Source organism: Neorhizobium sp. BETTINA12A (assembly GCF_023006485.1).
In the GTDB taxonomy this organism is placed as follows: domain Bacteria; phylum Pseudomonadota; class Alphaproteobacteria; order Rhizobiales; family Rhizobiaceae; genus Neorhizobium.
The window spans coordinates 11554-33628 of sequence record NZ_JALBGW010000042.1 but is presented as its reverse complement, the minus strand read 5'-3'; the positions used below and the strand labels follow the sequence as shown (position 1 = coordinate 33628).

General features: G+C 60.6%; 19 protein-coding genes. 11 read left to right on the top strand and 8 right to left on the bottom strand.

The genetic code is table 11. From position 1 onward, the window contains the following. From MOV61_RS13390 to MOV61_RS13360, 7 genes are all read right to left on the bottom strand, one after another. Window positions 1–809, bottom strand: an 809-nt coding sequence (locus MOV61_RS13390) for an ABC transporter permease (RefSeq protein ID WP_247136903.1), incomplete at its 3' end; no start/stop codon positions are given. 99 nt (window positions 810–908) lie between these two features. Then, window positions 909–1820, bottom strand: a complete 912-nt coding sequence (locus MOV61_RS13385) for an ABC transporter substrate-binding protein (RefSeq protein ID WP_038543879.1) — start codon at window positions 1818–1820, stop codon at window positions 909–911. Between the two features lie 209 nt (window positions 1821–2029). After that, a complete protein-coding gene (locus tag MOV61_RS13380) occupies window positions 2030–2920 on the bottom strand; it encodes a hypothetical protein (RefSeq protein WP_247136902.1) in 891 nt (296 codons plus the stop codon). A gap of 29 nt (window positions 2921–2949) precedes the next feature. Then, complete coding sequence (locus MOV61_RS13375) at window positions 2950–3822, bottom strand: SMP-30/gluconolactonase/LRE family protein (RefSeq protein ID WP_247136901.1); 873 nt, start codon at window positions 3820–3822, stop codon at window positions 2950–2952. Continuing rightward, complete coding sequence (locus MOV61_RS13370) at window positions 3822–5024, bottom strand: mandelate racemase/muconate lactonizing enzyme family protein (protein WP_247032840.1); 1203 nt, start codon at window positions 5022–5024, stop codon at window positions 3822–3824. The genes MOV61_RS13375 and MOV61_RS13370 overlap by 1 nt, the downstream gene beginning before the upstream one ends. A 107-nt stretch (window positions 5025–5131) precedes the next feature. Next, a complete protein-coding gene (locus MOV61_RS13365; RefSeq protein ID WP_247032839.1) occupies window positions 5132–6040 on the bottom strand; it encodes a dihydrodipicolinate synthase family protein in 909 nt (302 codons plus the stop codon). 25 nt (window positions 6041–6065) lie between these two features. Then, the gene (locus MOV61_RS13360) at window positions 6066–6734 is read right to left on the bottom strand and encodes a GntR family transcriptional regulator (protein ID WP_247136900.1); all 669 of its coding nucleotides are present in this window, start codon (window positions 6732–6734) and stop codon (window positions 6066–6068) included. Between the two features lie 187 nt (window positions 6735–6921). On the opposite strand from MOV61_RS13360, the gene araD reads away from it, so the two are divergent. Further along, window positions 6922–8652: an L-arabinonate dehydratase gene (araD, locus tag MOV61_RS13355; protein ID WP_247136899.1), complete on the top strand. Its 1731-nt coding sequence runs from the start codon at window positions 6922–6924 to the stop codon at window positions 8650–8652. A gap of 11 nt (window positions 8653–8663) precedes the next feature. Continuing rightward, window positions 8664–9389 (top strand): ribonuclease activity regulator RraA, encoded by a 726-nt coding sequence (locus MOV61_RS13350; protein WP_038543892.1) that lies wholly within the window; start codon window positions 8664–8666, stop codon window positions 9387–9389. Between the two features lie 66 nt (window positions 9390–9455). Here the strand turns inward: MOV61_RS13350 and MOV61_RS13345 are convergent, their stop codons facing one another. Next, entirely contained in the window at window positions 9456–10700 is a 1245-nt protein-coding gene (locus tag MOV61_RS13345; RefSeq protein ID WP_247136898.1) for an ROK family transcriptional regulator, read from the bottom strand. A gap of 316 nt (window positions 10701–11016) precedes the next feature. Between MOV61_RS13345 and MOV61_RS13340 the strand changes: the two genes are divergently transcribed. The 9 genes from MOV61_RS13340 to MOV61_RS13300 all read left to right on the top strand — a co-directional run bounded on the left by MOV61_RS13340 (window position 11017) and on the right by MOV61_RS13300 (window position 22064). Next, window positions 11017–12042, top strand: coding sequence for a sugar ABC transporter substrate-binding protein (locus MOV61_RS13340; protein ID WP_038543894.1), 1026 nt, complete (start codon window positions 11017–11019; stop codon window positions 12040–12042). 141 nt (window positions 12043–12183) lie between these two features. Beyond that, a complete protein-coding gene (locus MOV61_RS13335; protein ID WP_038543895.1) occupies window positions 12184–13248 on the top strand; it encodes an ABC transporter permease in 1065 nt (354 codons plus the stop codon). A 2-nt stretch (window positions 13249–13250) separates the two neighbouring features. Beyond that, window positions 13251–14030, top strand: coding sequence for an ATP-binding cassette domain-containing protein (locus tag MOV61_RS13330; protein WP_038543897.1), 780 nt, complete (start codon window positions 13251–13253; stop codon window positions 14028–14030). 690 nt (window positions 14031–14720) lie between these two features. Further along, on the top strand, window positions 14721–15338 hold the full coding sequence (locus MOV61_RS13325; protein ID WP_247136897.1) for an HAD-IA family hydrolase: 618 nt from the start codon (window positions 14721–14723) through the stop codon (window positions 15336–15338). Window positions 15339–15356: 18 nt separating this feature from the next. Beyond that, window positions 15357–16427, top strand: coding sequence for an ABC transporter ATP-binding protein (locus MOV61_RS13320; RefSeq protein ID WP_038588069.1), 1071 nt, complete (start codon window positions 15357–15359; stop codon window positions 16425–16427). Between the two features lie 42 nt (window positions 16428–16469). Continuing rightward, the gene (locus MOV61_RS13315) at window positions 16470–17708 is read left to right on the top strand and encodes an extracellular solute-binding protein (protein ID WP_247032834.1); all 1239 of its coding nucleotides are present in this window, start codon (window positions 16470–16472) and stop codon (window positions 17706–17708) included. 58 nt (window positions 17709–17766) lie between these two features. Then, complete coding sequence (locus tag MOV61_RS13310; protein ID WP_038543905.1) at window positions 17767–18687, top strand: carbohydrate ABC transporter permease; 921 nt, start codon at window positions 17767–17769, stop codon at window positions 18685–18687. Then, window positions 18684–19547, top strand: coding sequence for a carbohydrate ABC transporter permease (locus tag MOV61_RS13305; protein ID WP_038543907.1), 864 nt, complete (start codon window positions 18684–18686; stop codon window positions 19545–19547). Before MOV61_RS13310 ends, MOV61_RS13305 begins: the two co-directional genes overlap by 4 nt. A 576-nt stretch (window positions 19548–20123) precedes the next feature. Further along, on the top strand, window positions 20124–22064 hold the full coding sequence (locus MOV61_RS13300; RefSeq protein ID WP_038543909.1) for a BTAD domain-containing putative transcriptional regulator: 1941 nt from the start codon (window positions 20124–20126) through the stop codon (window positions 22062–22064). Window positions 22065–22075 lie beyond the last annotated feature (11 nt).

Genomic DNA, 22075 nt, shown 5'->3' with positions numbered 1-22075 from the left:
ACGACAGGCAGCAGCGAATAGAGAAACAGCGAGACAAAATCAGGCGCCACCACGATGCCTCGGATGCCGATCGCCGCAGCCCCCGGCACATTGGCGGCGATCCAGCCAAGCGGCGCGATCAACAGGCCGAAAAGCGCGATCGACGGGATGGTCTGGACGAGGTTCAGCGTGTTGAGCACGCCATCCCGAAGCGGTGCCACCCGATGACAGAGGATGCCGAGCGGCAACCCGACCAGGACTGCGGCAAACAGCGAACCCAGCGCCAGTTCCACATGCTTGCCCGCTTCGATCCAGAAGACGTCGGCGCGGCCCGCATATTCCTTCATGATCGACAGCCCGTTCCAGCTTCCCGACATCAGCAGCGTGCCAATCGCCGCCGCTGCCATGACTAGAAACAGAACCCGCATCGCCGGCGGCGGATCGAGCCGCGTGATCGCATCGGCAGCCAGAAGCGCGAAGGCGAACAGCAGTAGCCAGAAGCCCGAGGCGGGTGAGACGCGGGCATAGGTATTGCCGGCCGGCGTCAGGAAGGTCGCCGCGTACCCGATCGAAAGCGTCAGCGCCGCCAGCGCCACGACGGCTGCAAGGAGCTTGATCCAGGGAGCGGTGCGAAAGAGTGCCGCGGCGATTGCAAGAACAAGGACCACGACAAGGCCCCAACCCGCCCAAGCCGGCAGCGACTGAAGCATCGCCTCCGCCTGGCCCTGCACGATGCGATTGGGCTTGAGCGTCGCAAACGACGCCCAGAGCCCGCCGTAAGCGGCTAGAAGGGCTATGACGATGCCGAGCTTATCGAACCGAACTCTCAAACCGACCCACGCCCCTCATAAACCGACCCTATGATCGATGAAAAAGCCGGGCGTTCCAACGCCCGGCCCATGTTGGCACGAAACCGCGCCGAAAAGGAATTACTTCAGGAAGCCGTTCTTCTTGAGGAAATCCTCGGCGACCGCCTTGGCCGGTTCGCCGCCCACCTGCACGCGACCGTTAAGGTCCTGCAGCGTGACGAGGTCGAGCTTGGCGAAGACCGGCTTCAGCACCGCCTCGATGGTCGGGTTCTTCTTGAGCACTGCCTCGCGGATGATCGGGGTCGGCTGATAGACCGGCTGGACGCCCTTGTCGTCTTCGAGAACAACGAGCCCGGAAGGCGCGATGCCGCCGTCGGTGCCGTAGACCATGGCGGCATTGGCATTGTTGGTTTGGTTGGCGGCCGCACCGATGGTCGCAGCCGTATCACCGCCCGAGAGCGTGATCAGCTGGTCGGGTTTCAGCTTAAAGCCGTAGGTGGTCTGGAAGGCCGGCAGGGCTGCGGCCGAATTGACGAACTCGGACGATGCCGCCAGCACGATCTTGCCGCCGCCGGCGACATATTTGCCGAAATCGGTCAGCGTCTTCAGCTTGTTGGCATCCGCGACATCCTTGCGCACCGCGATCGCCCAGGTGTTGTTGGCCGAAGACGGCGTCAGCCAGACGATCTTGTTGGCGTCGTAATCGAGCTTCTTGACCGCTTCATAGGCCTTTTGCGGGTTCTTCCAGGCCGGATCGTCGCCCTTTTCGAAGAAGAAGGCGCCGTTACCGGTATATTCCGGATAGATGTCAATCTCGCCGGCGGTGATCGCCTTGCGCACCACAGGCGTCGCTCCGAGCTGGATACGATCGGTGGTCTGGATGTTGTTCGCCTTCAGCATGGCAAGGATGATATTGCCCAGCACCCCGCCTTCGGTATCGATCTTGGACGAGACGACGACCTGGGCATTCGCCATGGTGGCCGAGACGCCTAGCGCAAAAGCTATGCCCAAAAGCATTTTCTTCAAAGACATGACAGAATTTCCCTCCGGATCGCCAGTCACCACCTCGTTTGACTTGGCCTGGAACACATAAAAGCCACTGTTATGTAGGGCGACTTATGCAATGTGCGAGTTCTGGAAGGGCGCATCCAACAAATATTTTGTGCGGTGCATTTTTATCCGCCGAACGATCTAGCTCAGAAGGTCCGTAGCAAAAACAAAAATGATATGTCTTCTTCCGCTTAGGAGAACCGAAGAACCATGGACCCCGCGATAGTTTCTCCAGGTGCCAGCCATTCAAGGTCGCCGTATCGCGCCAGTTCCCGTCGATTGTGGACGTCGGGCACGTGGCTGACGGGTTCGACGCAGAGAATGGGCCGATCGTCGGGCACGTAGACATGCAGGTTGGTCAGGGCTCCGGTCGCCGAAAGCGTCATGCTGACCCCGGCGCGTCGCCACTCGAGGACTGCCCGGCGTGGTGCCCATTCCGAAAAATGCCCGTCGAACCACGGCATCTTCGACGTATCGAGACCGTGGGCGAAGTCGGGCCCCCTACTGGCTGAAACGGCCTCGGTCGGCAAACCCCGTTGATCACGGCCAAAACCGATCTCAGCGTCGAAGTTCAGCCAGGTTTCATCCTCCTTGCGGAACCAGGGATGAAAACCCATGCCATAGGGAAGCGTGCGGTTCGCAGTGTTGGTCAGCGTCAACGACAGTTCGGCGCCACCCGGCCCGATCGAGATATGCTGCACCAACCGATAGGCGAAGGGGATCGCCTCGTCGGTAAAGTCGTCGGCCAGGGTCAGCGTGTTCTCGGTAACCTCGATAACCTGCCAGGCCCTGTCGCGGGAAAATCCGTGCAGCGCCATGTTCTGTTCCGGCCGGTTGAGCGGGACCTCGACCGGTCCGTCGGCGTTCAGGAAGCGGCCGGCATCCAGCCGGTTGGCAAACGGTGCCATGATGAAAGAGCCGCCGGTCAATGCGACCTGCGCCGGCGGGCAGGCATGCAGGATCTCGAACCAGTCACCATCCGGCTTTCGCCACCGGAAGGAGGTGAGGCTGGCTCCGTGGCCGGCATCGACAACCAGTTCGCAACGGTCAGCCTTGAGCGTGTAAATGGATACGTCAGTCATCGATCTTGTTGGCCTTGTCGAAATCCATGTCAAAATCCTTTCATACGCGCGACCGGCACCCCGGCGACCGTCGAGGATGCGACCAGCACCGCGCCGCTCAAGGGATAAGCCTCCAGCCTCTCCGGCGAAAGATAGCGGTGCGACGTGACGAGCAGCGTCTTGAGATCCGGGCCGCAGAAACACGGCATGGTCGGCGTCGCCACCGGCAGCGGATATTTGCCGACCACCATGCCCTCCGGCGAATAGCGGTTGAGACATCCGGCCGAAACGCCGGCGCTCCAGTAGAAGCCGTCGGCATCGGTTGCGCCGCCATCCGGCCGCCCATCCGCTTCGCCGGGCGTCGCGATCCGGACACCTTCGCCGATCTCGCCCGTAGCCACGTCGAAATCATGCCGCTCGATCCACTGACCGCCCGAATCCGAATGATACATGCTCGTGCCGTCCGGCGACCAGGCGAGCCCGTTCGAAATCAAAAGCCCGCTCTTCTTGACGGCAAACTTGCCGTCCGCAGCGATGCGGTAAAGCGAACAGACTGGCTGACGCTCCGGCCGCTGGTCGGTCGTGCCAACCCAGAAGGCGCCGTCCGGTCCCACTTTGCCATCATTGAGCCGATTGCTCTCAAGCTCGCCGTCGAGATGCGCGAGCGTCTGTCGCTCCCCGGTCTCCGGGTCGAAGAGAATAATCTCACGCATCAGCGACACGACCAGCCGGCCGCTTTCACAAAGCCCGAGCGAACAGACATTGGTACCGAGAACCCACTCGTCGACCTGGCCCTCGCCGAGCCGGATCGCCAGCAGCCGGCCGGTCGGGATGTCGCAGAGAAAGACGAGATTGCGTCTTTCGTCCCAGACCGGGCCTTCGCCAAGTCGGAGACTGAGGCGACCGACCGGTTCGAAACGCATCACAGGTCGCCGACCTTGGTGGTGCGGCGGATGACGTCGGGATTGTCGAGCACGTAATCGCTGAGTTCCAGCCCGAGGCCCGCTCCTTCGAACGGATAGATCTGGCCGTTTTCGATACGCGGCATGACGGTGACGAGATCGCGATACCAGGTCGAGTAATAGGCGCGTACCGACTCCTGGAAGACTGCGTTCGGCGCGTTGAGCGCCAGGTGGATAGAGGCGGTGAAGACGACCGGGCCGGTGCAGTCATGCGGGGCGATCGGCCGCTGGAAGGCTTCCGCCATGGTGGCGATCTTCTTCGCCTCGCTCAAACCGCCGCACCAGGAAATGTCGAGCATGGCGTAGTCGACGGCATTCTTGCGCAGCAGTTCGACGAACTGGGCACGGGTTGCGAGCGTCTCGCTGGCGCAGACCGGCAGGCCCGAGCGCTCCGCATAGATCACCAGCGCTTCCGTGTCCTGCATCTTGATCGGGTCTTCCATCCAGAAGGGGCGGAATTCCTTGATCTCGCGGGCAATCGCCAGTGCCGACGGCAAATCCCACATCGAATGCAGCTCGACCATCACTTCCATCTTGTTGCCGACCGCGTCGCGGATCTTGCGGAACGGCTCGAGCCCTTTTTCGAGGTCATCCCGATGAATGAAATTGCCGCCGCTGGCGACCGCGAACGGATCAAGCGGCCAGATCTTCATGGCGGTGATACCTTCGGACAGCAGGCTTTCGGCAAGCGCCCCCGCATCGTTGGTGAAGGCGACTTGATCGTCATAAGGACCCTGAGGCTTGTCGGCATCACCGATGTAGCGGCGCGAACCACGGCTATTGTAGGAATAGCCGGCGCAGGTGTTGTAGGTGCGGATCGATGGCCGCGAAAGGCCGCCGAGAAGCTGGTGGATCGGCTGGTTCGTGACCTTGCCGAGAATGTCCCAGAGCGCGATATCGACGGCGGATGCCGCGCGGATTTCGACGCCCGAGGAACGGAAGCCCACGTAGGTTTCGGTCAGCTGCTTGGAAATCCGGTCGATCTCCAGCGGGTTCTTGCCGATCAGCGCCGGCGCGACTTCCGCATGCAGGTAGGTCGCGACTGCATCCGCCCCGCGAAAGGTCTCGCCGAGGCCGATGATCCCTTCGTCCGTATGGATGCGAAGCCAGATGATATTGTTCAGGCTGGGAAGTTGGACGGTTTCGAGCGCTGTGATTTTCATGGGGTCTATCCGGATGAACGAAGGACGGGCCGGCGGGTGATCCGTCGGCGCGGGATCAGTGAACGGCGCCAGGAACGCCGGTATTCGCGAGGCCTCTCCTTCGACGCTTAAGCGGCGACAGGTTCCCAGCCCTTTAAGATCTGTTCGAGGCGATCGCGGTCGGCGGCATCGAGCGCCGGCAGGCCCGGCAGACGCACCGGCCCGAGGTTTTCGCCTCGCAAGGCCAAAGCCTCCTTGACGACCGTGACATTGGCACCGTTGTTGAACTTGGTGCGCAACGTTTCGAAGCCTGCAATCTTGGCGACCAGCGCCCGCGTCCTGGCATAGTCGCCCGCTTCGAGCGCATTCCAGATCGCCAGCGACCGGGCCGGATCGATATTGACGAGGCCGGACGTGAAGCCTTTGGCGCCGAGTGCGTAAAAAGGTGCCGCCCAGCCCTCGGCGAGACCGCAGATCCAGACCGCATCCGTGCCCTCGGTCGCCCGCACGCATTCGGAAAACAGCATCATGTCGGTCGAGGCGAACTTGACGCCGGCAATGTTCGGATGGGTGGCAATGCGGGCAAGATCGTCGACCGCCATCGCATTGGACCGCACATAGGCGACGAGCGGCAGTTCCGAAGCCTCGGCGATGGCGATGAAATAGTCGGCCTGCGAGCAGGGTGCGGCGAATGGATCGAGCGGGTGATGGACCATCACTCCCTGAGCGCCTTCACGCTTGGCCGACTTGGCGGTCGCAATCGCTTCGCCGACCGAACGGCCGGCTGCGGCGGTGACGACTGTCTTGCCCTCGACGGCCGCGACGCAGATAGCCTGCAGGCGAAGCACTTCCTCATGCTGAAGGCTGTAGAACTCGCCGGTATTGCCGCCGCAGACGATATTGTGAATGCCCGCGTCGGCAATGCGGCGGATGATCTTGCCGGTCAAGTGAGGATCGATCGTCCCCTGGTTGTCGTAGGCAGTCACGTGGACGCCCGAAATGCCCGTGAGGACGCGCTTGTAATCGCGGATATTCATGTCCGTTTCCCCCATTCCCGACTTGCTACACCCGGAGAAGATGTTTCTCGCCCGAGCGAATGACGTGGTCGCGCATCAGCCGCTCGGCGAGATCCGGCTCGCGGGCGGCGATCGCGTTGGCGATGGCCTGATGTTCCTCGACCGCCAGGAAGCGCTCCCGCTCCTCCGACAGCACGCTGAGACGGGCCGCATGGGTGTAGATGTTCTGGCCGCCCTGCAGGCGACGCAGATAGCCGCAGCCAGATGCTTCATGGATGGCGTTGTGGAAGCGCTCGTTGAGAGCGATGAACTGCAGCACATCCACCGTCTCGAGACCGGCTCGCATCTCGACGATGAGCTCGCGCATCAGGGCAATATCTTCATCCGTTACCCGCTTGGCGGCCTGGCGAGCGATCATGCTTTCGAGCGCGGCACGCGCCAGCATCATCTCTTCCGCCTGGCCGGCATTGAAGGTGATGTAGATCCCACGGCGGGGCTCCGATCGTACCAAACCTTCGGCTTCGAGTACGCGCAAGGCCTCCTTCAGAGGCGTCGTGCTGATGCCAAGCTGACTAGCGAGATGACGCTCGTTGAGCTTTTCGCCACCCTTCAGTCGGCCGGCAAGAATGGCGTCGCGCACTAGGCCATAGACGTGGTCGCGCAGGCTTTTCAGAAAAACCGGCTCCACGGGCAGAAGTGCGTCGTCACCTCCCATTCATATCCTCCATGCTTATGGCGCTGATCTACCACCTGAAATTTGATATATCAAGGCAGAAATCTGAAACTTGATATATCAATTTCCGCAAAGCCTGTTTAAGTTGATGCCGGGCGGGAGGAGCTCCGTCCCCGGATCGAAACATAATCGACACCGGAATGATGGCAGGATTTCTGGAAGAGCAAGCATGACTAAGCAAGCAGCCAATCTCCGCAGCGCACGCTGGTTCGCGCCGGATGATCTTCGTTCGTCGGGACATCGCTCCCGCATGATGCAGATGGGTTATGACGAGAAGGATTGGGGCAAAAAGCCGATCATCGCCATCCTCAATACCTGGTCTGACCTCAACGCCTGCCACTCCCATTTCAAGGACCGCGTCGAGCATGTGAAGCGCGGCGTGCTTCAGGCGGGCGGCTTTCCGGTGGAACTGCCGGTGCAGTCGCTCTCCGAAAGCGCGCTGAAGCCGACCTCCATGCTCTACCGCAACTTCCTCGCCATGGAGACGGAAGAGCTGTTGCGCGCCCACCCGGTCGACGGGGCAGTGCTGATGGGCGGCTGCGACAAGACCACCCCTGCCCTCGTCATGGGCGCCATCAGCGCCGGTTTCCCGATGATCTTCCTGCCCGCCGGCCCGATGCTGCGCGGCAACTACAAAGGCGAATGGCTGGGCTCCGGTTCTGACGCCTGGAAATACTGGGACGAGCGCCGCGCCGGCACGATTTCCGAAGAACAATGGACCGGCGTCGAGGAAGGCATTGCCCGTTCCTACGGCCATTGCATGACCTTCGGCACCGCAAGCACGATGACCGCGATCGCCGAAGCGCTCGGCCTCACCCTCCCCGGCGCGAGCTCCATTCCCGCCGCCGACGTCAACCATATCCGCATGAGCACGCGGTGCGGCCGCCGGATCGTCGAAATGGTTTGGGACGATTTGACCCCGGACAAGATCATCACGGCCGACGCAGTCCACAACGCCACGACCGTCGCCATGGCGACCGGCTGTTCCACCAATGCCGTTGTCCATCTCCTGTCGATGGCCCGCCGCGCCGGCGTGCCGCTGACGCTGGACGATCTCGACAGGGCGGGACGCACGACGCCGGTTGTCGCCAACATTCGTCCGACCGGTGACAAATACCTGATGGAAGACTTCTATTACGCCGGGGGCCTGCGCGCCCTGATGTCGGAGATCAAGGATCTCCTGAAACTCGACGCCATGACCGTCAGCGGTTTCCCGCTCGGCGAAACGTTGAAGGGTGCGGAAGTCTACAACAGCGACGTCATTCGCCCGCTTTCCAACCCGATCTACCACGAGGGCTCGCTGGCGGTTCTCAAGGGCAATCTCGCGCCGGACGGCTGCGTCATGAAGCCCTCTGCCTGCGAACCGCGGCTGCGGGTTCACGAAGGCCCTGCCCTCGTCTTCGACAGCTATCCCGAAATGAAGGCGATGATCGACCGCGAGGATCTGGACGTCACCGCCGATCACGTCCTGATTCTGCGCAATGCCGGGCCGAAGGGCGGTCCCGGCATGCCGGAATGGGGCATGCTGCCAATCCCGAAGAAGATCCTGAAACAGGGTTATCGCGATATGCTGCGCATTTCCGATGCCCGCATGTCCGGCACGAGCTACGGTGCCTGCATCCTGCATGTGGCGCCGGAAGCCCATATCGGCGGGCCGCTGTCGCTGGTGCGCACCGGCGACATCATCCGCGTCGACCTACCGAACCGCTCGATCGACATGCTGGTGGACGAAGAGACACTCGCCAGCCGCCGCGCCGAATGGGTGGCCCCGGCCGACAAGTATGAACGCGGTTATGGCTGGATGTTCTCAAAGCACATCAAGCAGGCCAACGAAGGCTGCGATTTCGATTTCCTCGAACGGCAATTCGGCGCGACCGCCGGCGAGCCAGACATTTTCTGAGTGGAGACCCCATGACCGACTACGTTCTTTCCGAGACCACGCGCAAGAAATACCAGGGCATCAGCTGCGCGACGATCTGCACCGCGCTCTTCAAGCGTGGACTGCGCAATCAGTTCATCCAGGATGTCCGGCCGCTTTCCCAAAAGCCGCAGAACATGGTCGGTCAGGCCTTCACCCTGCGTTACATCCCTGCACGTGAAGACCTCAACCCGCTTTCGGTGTTCCAGAACCCGCAACATCCGCAGCGCGCCGCCGTCGAGCAGTGCCCGGCCGGCCATGTGATGGTCATGGACAGCCGCAGGGATCCCCGAGCCGCCTCCGCCGGCTCCATCCTTGTGTCGCGCCTGATGGTGCGCGGCGTCGCCGGCGTCGTCACCGATGGCGGATTTCGTGATAGCCCCGAAATTGCCGAACTCGGCATCCGCGCTTATCACAACCGCCCCTCCGCCCCGACCAACCTGACGCTCCATCAGGCGCTCGATATCAACGTGCCGATCGGCTGCGGCGACGTCGCGGTCTGGCCGGGCGACGTGGTTGTCGGCGACAATGAAGGCGTTGTTATCGTTCCAGCCGGCATCGCCGACGAGATCGCCGACGAGGTGGTCGAGATGACCGCATTCGAGGATTTCGTCACCGAGGAAGTCCTGAGCGGCCGCTCGATCATCGGTCTCTATCCGGCGACCAGGGAGGAGACCAAGACGGACTTCGCCCGCTGGCGCCAGGCCAAGGGCCGCTGAGGCAACTTCTCCACCGATCAAACGAAACGGCGCCGGGATCAATGGAATCGGCCGACGGCCAGCAGTCTAAGACCCTGCCGGCATCTCGCGCAGGTCCTTGAAAAGCACGCTTTGGTCGGTGAGGTATTTGGCAAAGATCGGCAGGCTGGCGCCGCCGATCGCCCGCGCCTGGGAGCCGACCATTCCCTCGATGATATCGGGAATAATGACGCCCTGAAGGTCGAGTCGTGCCACCGCCTCGATGGTCGAGGCGACGATCCGTTGCCGCACCCAGGCCGGAAAACCGCCGTCGATCACGGCGGCGCCAAAATCGATGATCGAGGCTGCCGCGACGATCGCCTGGGCGAGCGCATTCGCGGTCTGGAAAATCCACAGATCGAGCGGTTCTCCGAAATCGATCCAGTCGTCGGCGGAATACCAGAGCGGCTGCGGATCCAGGTTCCGCTCTTTCAGAAGGTTCTCCAGAACGAAGATCGAGGCGATGTCGAGCAATTGGCGCGTCTCGCCATCCTTGCCACGCACCGGAAGCGGCCCCACCGCGCCGGCGGTTCCGGTCCGGCCGGAAAAAATCGCGGAATTCAGAACGATCCCGCCGCCGATGAACGATCCGATGAAGAAATACACGAAATCCGGATAGGACGGGCCAACGCCGAATACCAGTTCTGCGCCGCAGGCGCTGGTCGCGTCGTTCTGCAGATAAACCGCGTGCTGGACCTTAGCTGCGATTTCCGCCTGCAGATCGAACCCGCGCCAAACCTCCATCGCCCCTTGCGGAGCGCCCACCTCCTCGGCCCAGTTCCAGAGTTCGAACGGTGCGGCGATCCCGATCCCGGCGATACGGCCGCGCTGTGCCTCATTCAACTGGCCTTCGAGCCGGGCGATGCCGGACGTGATGATCTCGATGATCTTCCCGGGAAGCGGATAGGCATAGGTCTCGTGATATTGCAGCCGGATATGACCGACGAAATCCATCAGCACCAGGTCGGCACTACGCCGACCTATCTTCACGCCGAACGAGTAGGCCGCATCCGGATTGAGGCGCATCGGCACCGAAGGCTGCCCCACCCGGCCGCGCACCGGTTCACCGCGCAACAACAGACCGTCCTTTTCGAGTGCTCGCATGATGACCGAGACGGTCTGGGCGGAAAGCCCGCTGCGTCGCGTGATATCCGCCTTCGACATCGAGCCGTTCAGACGCACAAGCGAAAGCACGAGCCGTTCATTATAGGCCCTCACCCGCACCTGATTTGAACCGCCGGTAAAATTGCCCAGCAGCGCATGGCCTTGCGCCACACTATCCGAAACCGACATGGCTCTTCCTCCCAGAAGCCTTGAACCGACGGAGAAGTCTCATTCAGGAACGCTGGGTATCTTTTTGATATCCCACCCCAATCCCAAAGACGTACTGCACACGGATCGCCAGATTCTGAACCTCCACTTCGGCAAACTATGGCACGAGAAATAAATAATTCAATCGGAATTAATTATTGACAGGCTATTTCAACTCGTTCTTAATTAGGGTGTAAGGGCACAGGACGGCTTGGAGGAGACGCCTGTCGAACTCGGTGGCACCGGTGTCCGAACGTTTGGTCCGCATGGCGGACAATCTTAACTCTGGGAGGAGACCATGAAGAAATCCGTATTGTCCGCCGCATTCGGCGCCCTTGTCCTGGGCGTCGCGTTTTCCGCCCCTGCCCAGGCCGCCGGCGTGTCCGCCTGCCTGATCACCAAGACCGACACCAATCCCTTCTTCGTGAAGATGAAGGAAGGTGCCTCGGCCAAGGCCAAGGAACTCGGCGTGACGCTGAAATCCTATGCCGGTAAGATCGACGGCGACAGCGAAAGCCAGGTCGCAGCCATCGAAAGCTGCATCGCCGACGGCGCCAAGGGCATTCTCATCACCGCGTCCGACACCAAGGGCATCGTGCCGACCGTCAAGAAGGCCCGTGATGCCGGCGTCCTCGTCATCGCCCTCGACACCCCGCTCGACCCGATCAACGCCGCCGACGCGACCTTCGCCACCGACAATCTTCTTGCCGGCAAGCTGATCGGCCAGTGGGCCAAGGAAACCATGGGCGACAAGGCCAAGGATGCCAAGGTCGGCTTCCTGGATCTGACCCCGGACCAGCCGACGGTCGACGTTTTGCGCGACCAGGGCTTCATGATCGGCTTTGGCATCGATCCCAAGAACCCGGACAAGATCGGTGACGAAACCGATAAGCGCATCGTCGGCCACGACGTGACCAACGGCAATGAGGAAGGCGGCCGCAAGGCCATGGAAAACCTTCTCCAGAAAAATTCCGGCATCAACGTCATCCACACGATCAACGAGCCCGCCGCCGTCGGTGCCTACCAGGCCCTGAAAGCTGTCGGCATGGAAAAGAACGTGCTGATCGTCTCGGTCGACGGCGGTTGCCCGGGCGTCAAGTCGGTCAAGGAAGGCGTGATCGGCGCCACCTCGCAGCAATATCCGCTGCTGATGGCATCGCTCGGCATCGAGGCGATCAAGAAGTTCGCCGACACCAAGGAAAAGCCGAAGCCGACCGAAGGCAAGTCCTTCTTTGACACCGGCGTCTCGCTGGTCACCGACAAACCTGTTTCCGGCGTCAAGTCGATCGACGTCAAGGAAGGTACGGCTAAGTGCTGGGGTTGATCCTCATCAGATAGCCCCATTCCGGCCGGGGCGAAATCCCCGGCCATTTTCGACCAGCGATACGCCGCTGGGAAGCAACCGGCGAAGACCGGGCGAACTCAACGGACGGTTCCTGCGCATTCAGCGCGCGGAGGAGGAAACATGAGTGGAACACAGGAATTCGAGCGTGTTCTCGATGGCAGCGACAAAAGCGTTGCCTCGTTCGAGAGCCAGGACGTCTCTCTCTTAAAACGCGCGCAGCATTTTCTGCATTCGACACCCGCTGCCGTGCCGCTGATCGTACTGATCCTGTCCATCATCATCTTCGGCATCGCCATCGGCGGACGGTTCTTCTCGTCCTATACGCTGACGCTGATCCTTCAGCAGATCGCGGTGGTCGGTATTCTCGGCTCTGCCCAGACGCTGATCATCCTCACCGCCGGCATCGATCTTTCGATCGGGGTGGTGATGGTGATATCGGCCGTCATCATGGGCAATTTCGCCGTCACCTACGGCATGCCCGCGGGCATAGCGATCCTTGTCGGCCTGATCACCGGCGGCATCTGCGGTTTCTTCAACGGGTTCCTTGTCGCGGTCATGAGGCTGCCGCCGTTCATCGTGACGCTCGGCTCCTGGAACATCATCATGGCGACGAATTTCATCTATTCCGCCAACGAGACGATCCGCGACACCGACGTGGATGAAAAGGCGCCGCTCCTCCATCTCTTCGCTCTCAATTTCAAGGTAGGCAGCGCCATCCTGACACTTGGTGTCATCGCCATGGTCCTGCTCGTTGCAGTGCTCTGGTACATCCTCAACCATACGGCCTGGGGAAGGCATGTTTACGCCGTCGGTGACGACCCGGAAGCAGCAAAACTCTCCGGTATCCAGACTCGCAAGGTTTTGCTCAGCGTCTACACGATCGCCGGGATCATCGCCGCCTTCGCCGCCTGGGTTTCGATCGGCCGCAACGGTTCGATATCCCCCTCCTCCGCGGTGACCGACTATAACCTGCAGGCGATCACCGCGACGGTGATCGGCGGCATCTCGCTGTTCGGCGGCCGCGGCTCCATTCTCGGCACGCTGTTCGGCGCCATGCTCGTCGGCGTCATGTCGATGGGACTCAACATGCTCGGCGCCGATCCTCAATGGAAAGTCATGCTGACCGGCTGGCTCATCATCGCCGCCGTCGCCATCGATCAGTGGATCAGAAAGGTCTCGGTGTAATCATGAGTGTCGAACCCATCCTCACAGCCCGCGGCCTGGTAAAACGCTACGGACGCGTGACCGCTCTCGACAACGCCGATTTCGATCTCTACCCCGGTGAAATCCTCGCCGTCATCGGCGACAACGGTGCCGGCAAATCCTCGCTGATCAAGGCGATCTCCGGCGCGGTGCGGCCCGACGAGGGTGAAATCACCCTGGAAGGCCGGCCGGTGCACTTCAAGTCGCCGCTCGAAGCCCGCGATGCGGGCATCGAGACCGTCTACCAGAACCTCGCGCTCTCACCGGCGCTATCCATCGCCGACAACATGTTTCTCGGGCGCGAAATCCGCAAACCGGGCGTGCTCGGTCAGTGGTTTCGTATGCTCGACCGACCGACGATGGAAAAGCAGGCCCGAGACAAGCTTACCGAACTCGGGCTGATGACGATCCAGAACATCAACCAGGCCGTCGAGACCCTGTCTGGCGGCCAGCGTCAGGGCGTTGCGGTGGCCCGGGCCGCCGCCTTCGGTTCCAAGGTCATCATCCTCGATGAACCAACCGCCGCACTCGGCGTCAAGGAAAGCCGGAAAGTTCTGGAGCTTATCCTCGACGTGCGCTCGCGCGGCATTCCGATTGTGCTCATCTCGCACAACATGCCGCATGTGTTCGAAGTGGCCGACCGTATCCATATTCATCGGCTTGGACGACGGCTGACCGTGATCGATCCGAAAGAATACACGATGTCCGACGCCGTCGCCTTCATGACCGGCGCCAAGGCGCCCGCCCAGCCGGTCGCGGCGTAAGTCGTCCCGACTAAGCACCCGTCGGAACCATCCTCCGGTCGCCTGGTCCAAGAGATACAGGCGATCGGGTAACTCACGATAATATCCCGTCGCTCTATCCCACCCTCGCCCGCTTGCGGTAGAGGACGACTTGCATTGTGCTGCGGACCTTGAGAAGCAGCCATTCCCCGTGGCTCGGCTCGACTGTGCTGGTCCGGGCACGGCTACGGGGTCATCTCACACACGACGTCTGCCACGCCCCCCAGACGACCGTCCTGCCGCTAACATCCGAGCGGCCGCGCTTCCCCAACACAATCAACCGCCTGCCATTATGATGCCGGCCACCCCGATATCGGTCTTCCCGCCGATCGTTCGATCGGCGATCCTTGTGACCAAAACGATTACGATAGAAAATTCCCATCAGTAAAAACATAAAGAATTTTATATTCCATTCCGTCACGCGGCATTGCCGTTGCGAGATGACCGACTCACCCGCAAATCAGGCGTGTTTCTAAGGCCTTATCACCTGCGGCTCATTACATCCCGCACCAATACCCATAGTAGATCCCCGACCAAAATGAAGCGAAGGCGGCAACAGCCTGTTGAAAACATTCGACACGAATAAAAAATTCCATACTTAATTGACAGGACGGAATTATCTAATAGGTTGTTAACACTTAAGGGATGAGGGAGTGGTGCTGGAACCGGCTCATGAAGAAACGCGAAAAGCTCTTCATTTTTGATATTGGCGGCGTGTTCGTGAAGCTCGATCCGGCTTCCCGTGACCGCGCGGTATCGAAGCCCGGCGGCGCAGGTCCGTCCCTGCGGTATGGCGACGTTCCGGAGGCGATCTTCCGCGATTTTCGGCTGGGGCGGTCGACGGAGCCCGATTACGTGCAGGCGCTCGCCGGAATATTCGGCGTGCCGACCGAAAGCGTCTATGAAGCCGAACATGCCTATGTCGCCGAGGGTTTTGACGAATTCATCGGTTTCGTCCGCAAGCTCAGGAAAAATCATCGCGTCGTCTGCCTCAGCAACAATCAGCCGATCCACTGGCGTTATATTAGCGACAACCTCCTGGGCGCTGGTTATTTCGATCGCGAATACCTCTCCCAGGACATGGGCCTTGAAAAACCGGACCCGATGATTTTTCAAGCGGTGTCGGAAGTCGAAGGATGTTCGGAAAAGGACGTCATCTTCATCGACGACATCGAGGAAAACGTCGTGGCAGCGCGCGAGCTCGGATGGCAGAATTGCATCCTTCATCGCGATCCGTTTGAAACGGCTGAATTGCTCACGGCACTTGCCGCCGAGCACACTTTGAATTGACGAGTACGGAGTTTCGGCATGGCTCGAATGACCCTCAGCGGCATCAAGAAAAGCTTCAAATCCGTCGACGTGCTGCACGGTATCGACCTCCAGATTTCCGACAGGGAATTCGTCGTTTTCGTCGGCCCGTCGGGATGCGGAAAATCGACGCTTCTAAGATTGATCGCGGGCCTCGATACGATCAGTTCCGGCGAGTTTCACCTCGACGACCGCCGGATGAACGACGTTGCCCCGTCGCGCCGCGGCATCGCCATGGTGTTTCAGTCCTATGCGCTCTATCCGCATATGGATGTCTACGAAAACATGGCTTTTGGCGCACGGTTGATGGGCCTTGAGAAAGACGAAGTCGAAAAGCGCATCGACGAAGCCTCCAAGATGCTGCGGCTCGATCCGCTCCTGAAGCGTAAGCCGCGCGAACTTTCCGGCGGCCAGCGCCAGCGCGTCGCGATCGGCCGCGCATTGGTCAGAAAGCCGAAGGTCCTGCTTCTCGACGAACCTCTTTCCAACCTCGATGCGGCGCTGCGCTCCGACGTGCGCCTGGAGATCGCCAGGCTTCACCGAGAAATCGGCGGCACCACGATTTACGTCACCCACGACCAAGTCGAGGCGATGACGCTTGCCGACCGGATCGTCGTGATGAACAACGGCAAGGTCGAACAGTTCGGCAGCCCGCGCGAACTTTACGAACGGCCGGCCAACACGTTCGTCGCGACCTTCATCGGCTCGCCCCGCATGTCGCTTCTCAATGTTGAACGCGACAGCAACAATCTCGGGCTTGCCGGATCGGGATCGGTCAGCGTTTCCCGCCTGCCGCAATCGGACGAGCGCGATCTCGTGATCGGCGTCCGGCCGGATGCGATGACGGTCTCCACGGACGAAAGCACTGAGGGTTTCAAGGGCAGCGTCGTCTACACGGAATATCTGGGCGAGAACACGTATGTGTATGTGCGTCTCGGCGACGGCACGCTGGTCGGCATCCGGTCCTCGGCCTCGGTCGACCTGCCTCCGGACACGCCGGTCGTCATCACGGTGGCTTCAGAGGAAATCCACTATTTCAGTCGCGCAACGAGGGAGAGGTTGGCGGCCTGAAAGCACTTTCGTCTCCTATAAATACCAAGAGGATGGAACCAGATGAAAAAGCTAGTTTGCAGCACGATAGTAGCCTTGGGAGCCCTGGCGACAGCTTTGCCGGCAATGGCGCAGGAATTGACCTTCTGGAGCTGGCGGCAGGAAGATAAGGCCCAGTACCAGAAATTTATCTCAGCTTTCGAGACGAAGAACCCGGGCATCACCGTCAAGTTCGAAACGTTCGAAGCGACGAACTACAACACGATCCTGTCGACCGCGCTTGCTGGCGGTTCGGGACCGGACCTGATGTTCACCCGCACCTATGGCGGCATGGAAACGATCGCGAGCGGTGGCTATCTTCTGGCTCTGGACAAGACCAATGTCCCGGCCCTCTCGACCTTCACCGCGCCGGCGCTCGCCTCGGAGACGATGCGTTCGAACAAGACCACCTACGCCGTACCCTTTGCCAGCCAGACCATGCTGGTGATTTACAACAAGGATATCTTCGACAAGAACGGCTTGAGCGAGCCGCAGAGCTGGGATGACTTCATCAAGGCATCCGAAAAGCTGAAGGCTGCCGGCGTCATGCCGTTTGCCAACGGCACGGCAACCGCCTGGCAGAACGAAGTCGTGGTCGGCGGCCTCGTATCCTCGATCATGGGCCGCGGTTTCTACGATGACCTGATGGCTGGCAAGGCGGACTTCACCGACAAGCGTTATGTCGGGGCACTCACCAAGCTCAAGGAAATCACCAAATATTTCCCGGAGGGCTTTATCGGCCTTGATTACGCTTCCGCCCAGCAGCTCTTCTCATCGGGCATGGCCGGCATGTTTGTCGGCGGCTCCTACGAGCTTGCCAACTTCAAGAAGCAGAACCCCAACATGAAGATGGGCATCTTCGCGGCTCCCGGCCTGAAGGCCGAGGACGAGAAGCTCGTCGCCCTCTATTTCGACGGCGGTTATGCGGCAAACGCCAAGGGCAAGAACAAGGAAGCTTCGGTCAAGTTCCTGAACTTCCTCGCCAGCCAGGAATTCGGCCAGATGTTCGCCAACGACCTGAACAACATCTCGGCAGTACCCGGCGTGACGTTCAAGGACCCGCTGCTTGGCGAAGTCGCCGACCTCAACAAGCACTCGATCCCCTATCTGATGCTGGTCCATTTCCGTTACGGCGAGCCGTCCGGTTCGGTCCTGCTGCAGAGCGAGATCCAGAAGCTGCTTGGCGGCAAGGCGACCCCGGAAGAGGTCGGAAAGAACCTGACGACCGGCCTTGCGAACTGGTACGCCCCGTTCAAGAAGTGAACTCAAGCGGCGGGACGGCTTTGCAAGCCGCCCCGCTTCCAATCTCAAGAGAGTTGTAATGCCCGGATCGCCCCTTGTTTCGCGAAGGCTCTGGATTTCGGCCCTGATCGTGCCGCCGCTTGCCTTCGTAGCGCTGTTTGTCGTCTACCCGATCATCTCGGCCTTCGCCTATGCCTTTTTCCATTGGAACGGGCTGGCGCGCGGCGAATTCGTCGGTTTCGCAAACTTCTACAAGGTGCTGTTCACCCAGCCTTATGCCGATTGGACCGTCAACGCGTTCCTTCACAACGTCTGGGTCTTCTTTGCGCTGATGGTACTGCAGAACGGCGTCGGATTCCTGCTCGCCTACTGTCTCTGGCGCGAGCTGCCGGGTGCTGCCTTCCATCGGATTTCCGTCTTCCTGCCGGTCGTACTGTCGACCATCATCGTTGGCTTTCTCTGGAAGCTCTTCCTTCATCCGCTTTTCGGCGTGGTCAACATCTCGTTCCGCGGGCTGGGCCTTGGCGGACTTGCCCAGCCCTGGCTGGGTCAGGATTCCACCGCGCTCTGGTCGTTGATATTCGCCAATGCGTGGCACATGGTCGGCTTCCCGACGCTGGTCTTCCTCGCAGGCATGCAGCGCATTCCGGGTGAAATCCTCGATGCCGTTCGCATGGAAACCGAAAGCGAGTGGACCAAGATCACCAAGATCGTCTGGCCGCTGGTGGCGCCAAGCGCCACGGTCGTCTTCACGCTTCTTTTCGTCGGCAGCTTCAACTGGTTCGAGATTCCTTACGTGATGGTCGGCCTTGAAGGCTCTCCGCACGGCGCAACCGATGTGCTCGGGCTCTATTTCTACCGCACCGCCTTCGGCAACATGTCCGGCTCGGGCCAGGATTTCGGCGCCGGCAGCGCGCTTGCCGTGCTGATCTTCGTCTTCATCGCGCTGGTGGCCGGCGTCATCACCTTCAAGCTGCGGGCCAGGGAAATCCAGATATGAGCACTGCTTCGCAAAGCTATTACGATCGGCGCGGCATGCTCGCCACGCTCGGCAAGGATGGGCTGATCCAGATCATCCTGATCCTGAATACGGTGGTGATGCTCGCCCCCATCGTCATCATGCTGTTTGCCGCGTTCAAGACCAATGCGCAGATCTTCCAGTCGCCGTTCGGCATCCCGGATTTCTCCAACCTTGCCAACATCGTCAAGATCTGGAGCCAGACCAACTTCCTGCGCTATCTCCTGAATTCGGTGATCGTCACCGGCGCGTCGATCGTCGTGATCCTGACGCTCGGGACGATGGCGGCCTATGCGGTCGGTCGCTACAAGTTCCGGGGATCGAGCTTCGTGCTGATGTTCTTCCTGGCCGGACTGACGCTTCCCCTGAAGCTCGCGATCATCCCGCTCTTCATCCTGATGCGCGATCTCGGCATCCTGAACACGCAGCTGTCGCTGATCGTCATCTATGTGGCGATGGGCTTGCCGACCACCGTCTTCATCATGACCGGCTTCATCGCCACGCTTCCGAACGAACTTGAGGACGCGGCCCGCATGGACGGCGCCAGCGAACCGCGGATCATGTGGTCGATCATGCTGCCGCTGGTGCGGCCGGCCCTGGTGATCGCCGGCATTCAGAACGTCGTGCCGATCTGGAACGACTTCTTCTTCCCGCTGATCTTCATCCAGAAGGACAACCTGAAGACCCTGCCGCAAGGCCTCACGACCTTCATGGGCGAATACACGACAGATTGGGGCGTGCTGTTCGCGGGGCTTCTGTTGTCCTCGGCGCCGGTCATCATCGTCTACATCATCCTGTCCCGCCAGTTCATCAACGGCATGACGGCGGGAGCAGTGAAGTAGGGAGGTCAAGAACCACGCTTGGAATGTCCATTGAACGCAGGGACTGCCGTGAATATGGCAAGTTGAACGCGGATCGATGTGCTGTTATGCACGTCTCGGATGCGGCTCGCACCCGCAACACCATAAAACAATCGCAACCCTGTAGCGGTTCAAGACGTTCAGCGGTAAAAGCAGATTCATGAACGACAACGTCATCAAATTCCGACGCCCGGAACCGCCGCCGCGAGAGCCGAATCCGTTGCTACGCAAGTTGGCAGTTGTTGCAGCCGTGATCGTATGCCTTGTTCTCGCCTGGGCGTACTTCCAGTTCCTCGGAAGCCCGGCGTAACCCTGAGCTCATCCGGCCCGACCGAGGCCGATATCCTGATGTCGGTCGAGCAAATATCTTACAACCTGCTTCCGACCTGCGGCGGCGGATGAAAACGCGTCTTCGACGAGAGCAATACAACGTAATTTGCCGAAGCGGGTTTCGTACTTGGAGCTTATTAGCTCAGCAGTATCAGAAATGAATGTACAGACCGTCCCCATAACGATACATATTTTCTACAACAACGCGTAGTTCCGAACAGCAATACAATGCTCGAAAATACGATGCTCCAAATCCGGTTGCTCGGTCGCCCCTCGCTTGAGTTGGACGGCGTGAGCATCGCGCTGCCGGAAAAAGCCTATTTTCTATTTGCTGTCGTTGCGATGGCGCCCAGATTGACGGTCGACCGCGAAACGATACGGCGGCTGCTCTGGCCTTCCCATGATGCGGAAAAACGCGCCAACAGCCTGCGTCAGCTTCTGGCACGCATCGCCAAGGCGGTCGGACCGGACGCCCCGGCCATCCTCGTCAACGACGAAGAAACGCTGCGGCTTGATTGCGATCGGTTCACGGTTGATCTCCTCGCCTTGATGGAGGCGGCACCGTTAGACGAGGATAAATGGGACCTTGTTCATGGCGAACTGCTCGAAGCCGTCGAGGCTCCGACCGGCGGAGCGGAGGACTGGCTTCTGGACGCGCGGCGCAAGGTCGGTGACTGGCGACTGAGCCACATCGAAAGCCTGCTCGCGATATCGTCCCACCAGCAGTCCTCGTCACTACCCTTGCTTGCCAACCGCCTGATCGAACTGGATGCCTCTCACGAGGGCGCCGCGCGAGCCCTGATGAAGTATCACGTCAGCCATGGTGACTTCGCCGCCGCTCGTCAGGCTTATAGCCGATGCCGGGACCAGCTGAGGGCGGATTATGGCACGCCGCCGACACCGGAGACGGTTGGGCTCGCCCACGAACTCGGCATCCTCAGCCGGCCGGGTTCTGACCGTACGCCCGAAGCGGAGGAACGCCCAAGGGGTGTCATGCCGGCACAGCCGCGCGTGGTGATCCTGCCGCCCGAGACCATCGTCCAGGACGCACTGGTGCAGCGCCTCGGCAGAGCTCTTTTGGAAGACGTCACGATCGGCCTCAGCCACCAACGTGTTTTCAAGATCATCGCCGCCCATACGAGTTTCGAACTGCTCAATCGATCGGGCGATCCCAATCAACGCCAATCGGCCCTCAGCGACCTTCAGTTCGACTATTCCGTATTCGTGACGATCCAGGGGGAAGGCGACGAGATTTTTGCGACCTGCAGGCTGACGCGGGTGGGCACCGGCGAAGTGCTCTGGGCCATCAACCTGCCGCTCGACGTCCAGCAGATGAGAGCATCTTTCAGTCAGTTGGCACGGCGCATCTCGATGTCGCTGACCGATGTCATCGAACGGCATGAAATCGCCAGGTCCCTGGATGACGTCGACCCCTCTGCCTACCGCCTTTACCTCGAAGGAAAGCGCTATCTGTCCGGCACGGACCTGCCGCATCTGCGTCAGGCGCGCAAATGGTTCAAGTCGGCGGTCAAGCGGTGTGACAGTTTTTCGCCGGCGCATGCCGGAATTTCGCGGTCGCTCGGCATGGAATGGCTGGTTCGCGGCATGAAGGACAACGAGCTACTGGATGTCGCCAATCAATCCGCCCGCGCATCCCGCGATCTCGATCCCGGCAGCGGCCGCGCTTTCCGCGAGCTCGGCTTCATCTCGCTTTATCGCCGACGTTTCGACGAAAGCCTGGACCTTTTTCAGGAGGCTCAGAACCTTAATCCGAGCGACGCGGACGTGCTGATAGATTATTCGGACGCTCTGTCGCATGCCGGCGACCTGGACAAGGCTCTCGATCTCGGGCTCGCCGCCTTCAAGCTGAACCCTCTGCCGCCGGATTATTACTACTGGATACTGGGCTCCACCCATTACGTGCGCCAGGAATATTCAAAAGCGATCGATACGATCGACCCGGTCCGCAGCAAACACGCCACCGCGCGGCTGCTTGCCGCCAGTCACGCGATGGCAGGCGACATGCCGGCCGCGCGTAGATATGCGGCGATCGTCCGGGAAAACTTCCCCGATTTCCGGAGCGAAGATATCCGTTACTTCGTGCCTGACCGCGACCCGGCGCATGCCGAGCTGCTCATTCACGGCCTCAGGCTCGCCGGGCTGCCGTAAAAAGGCGTGAA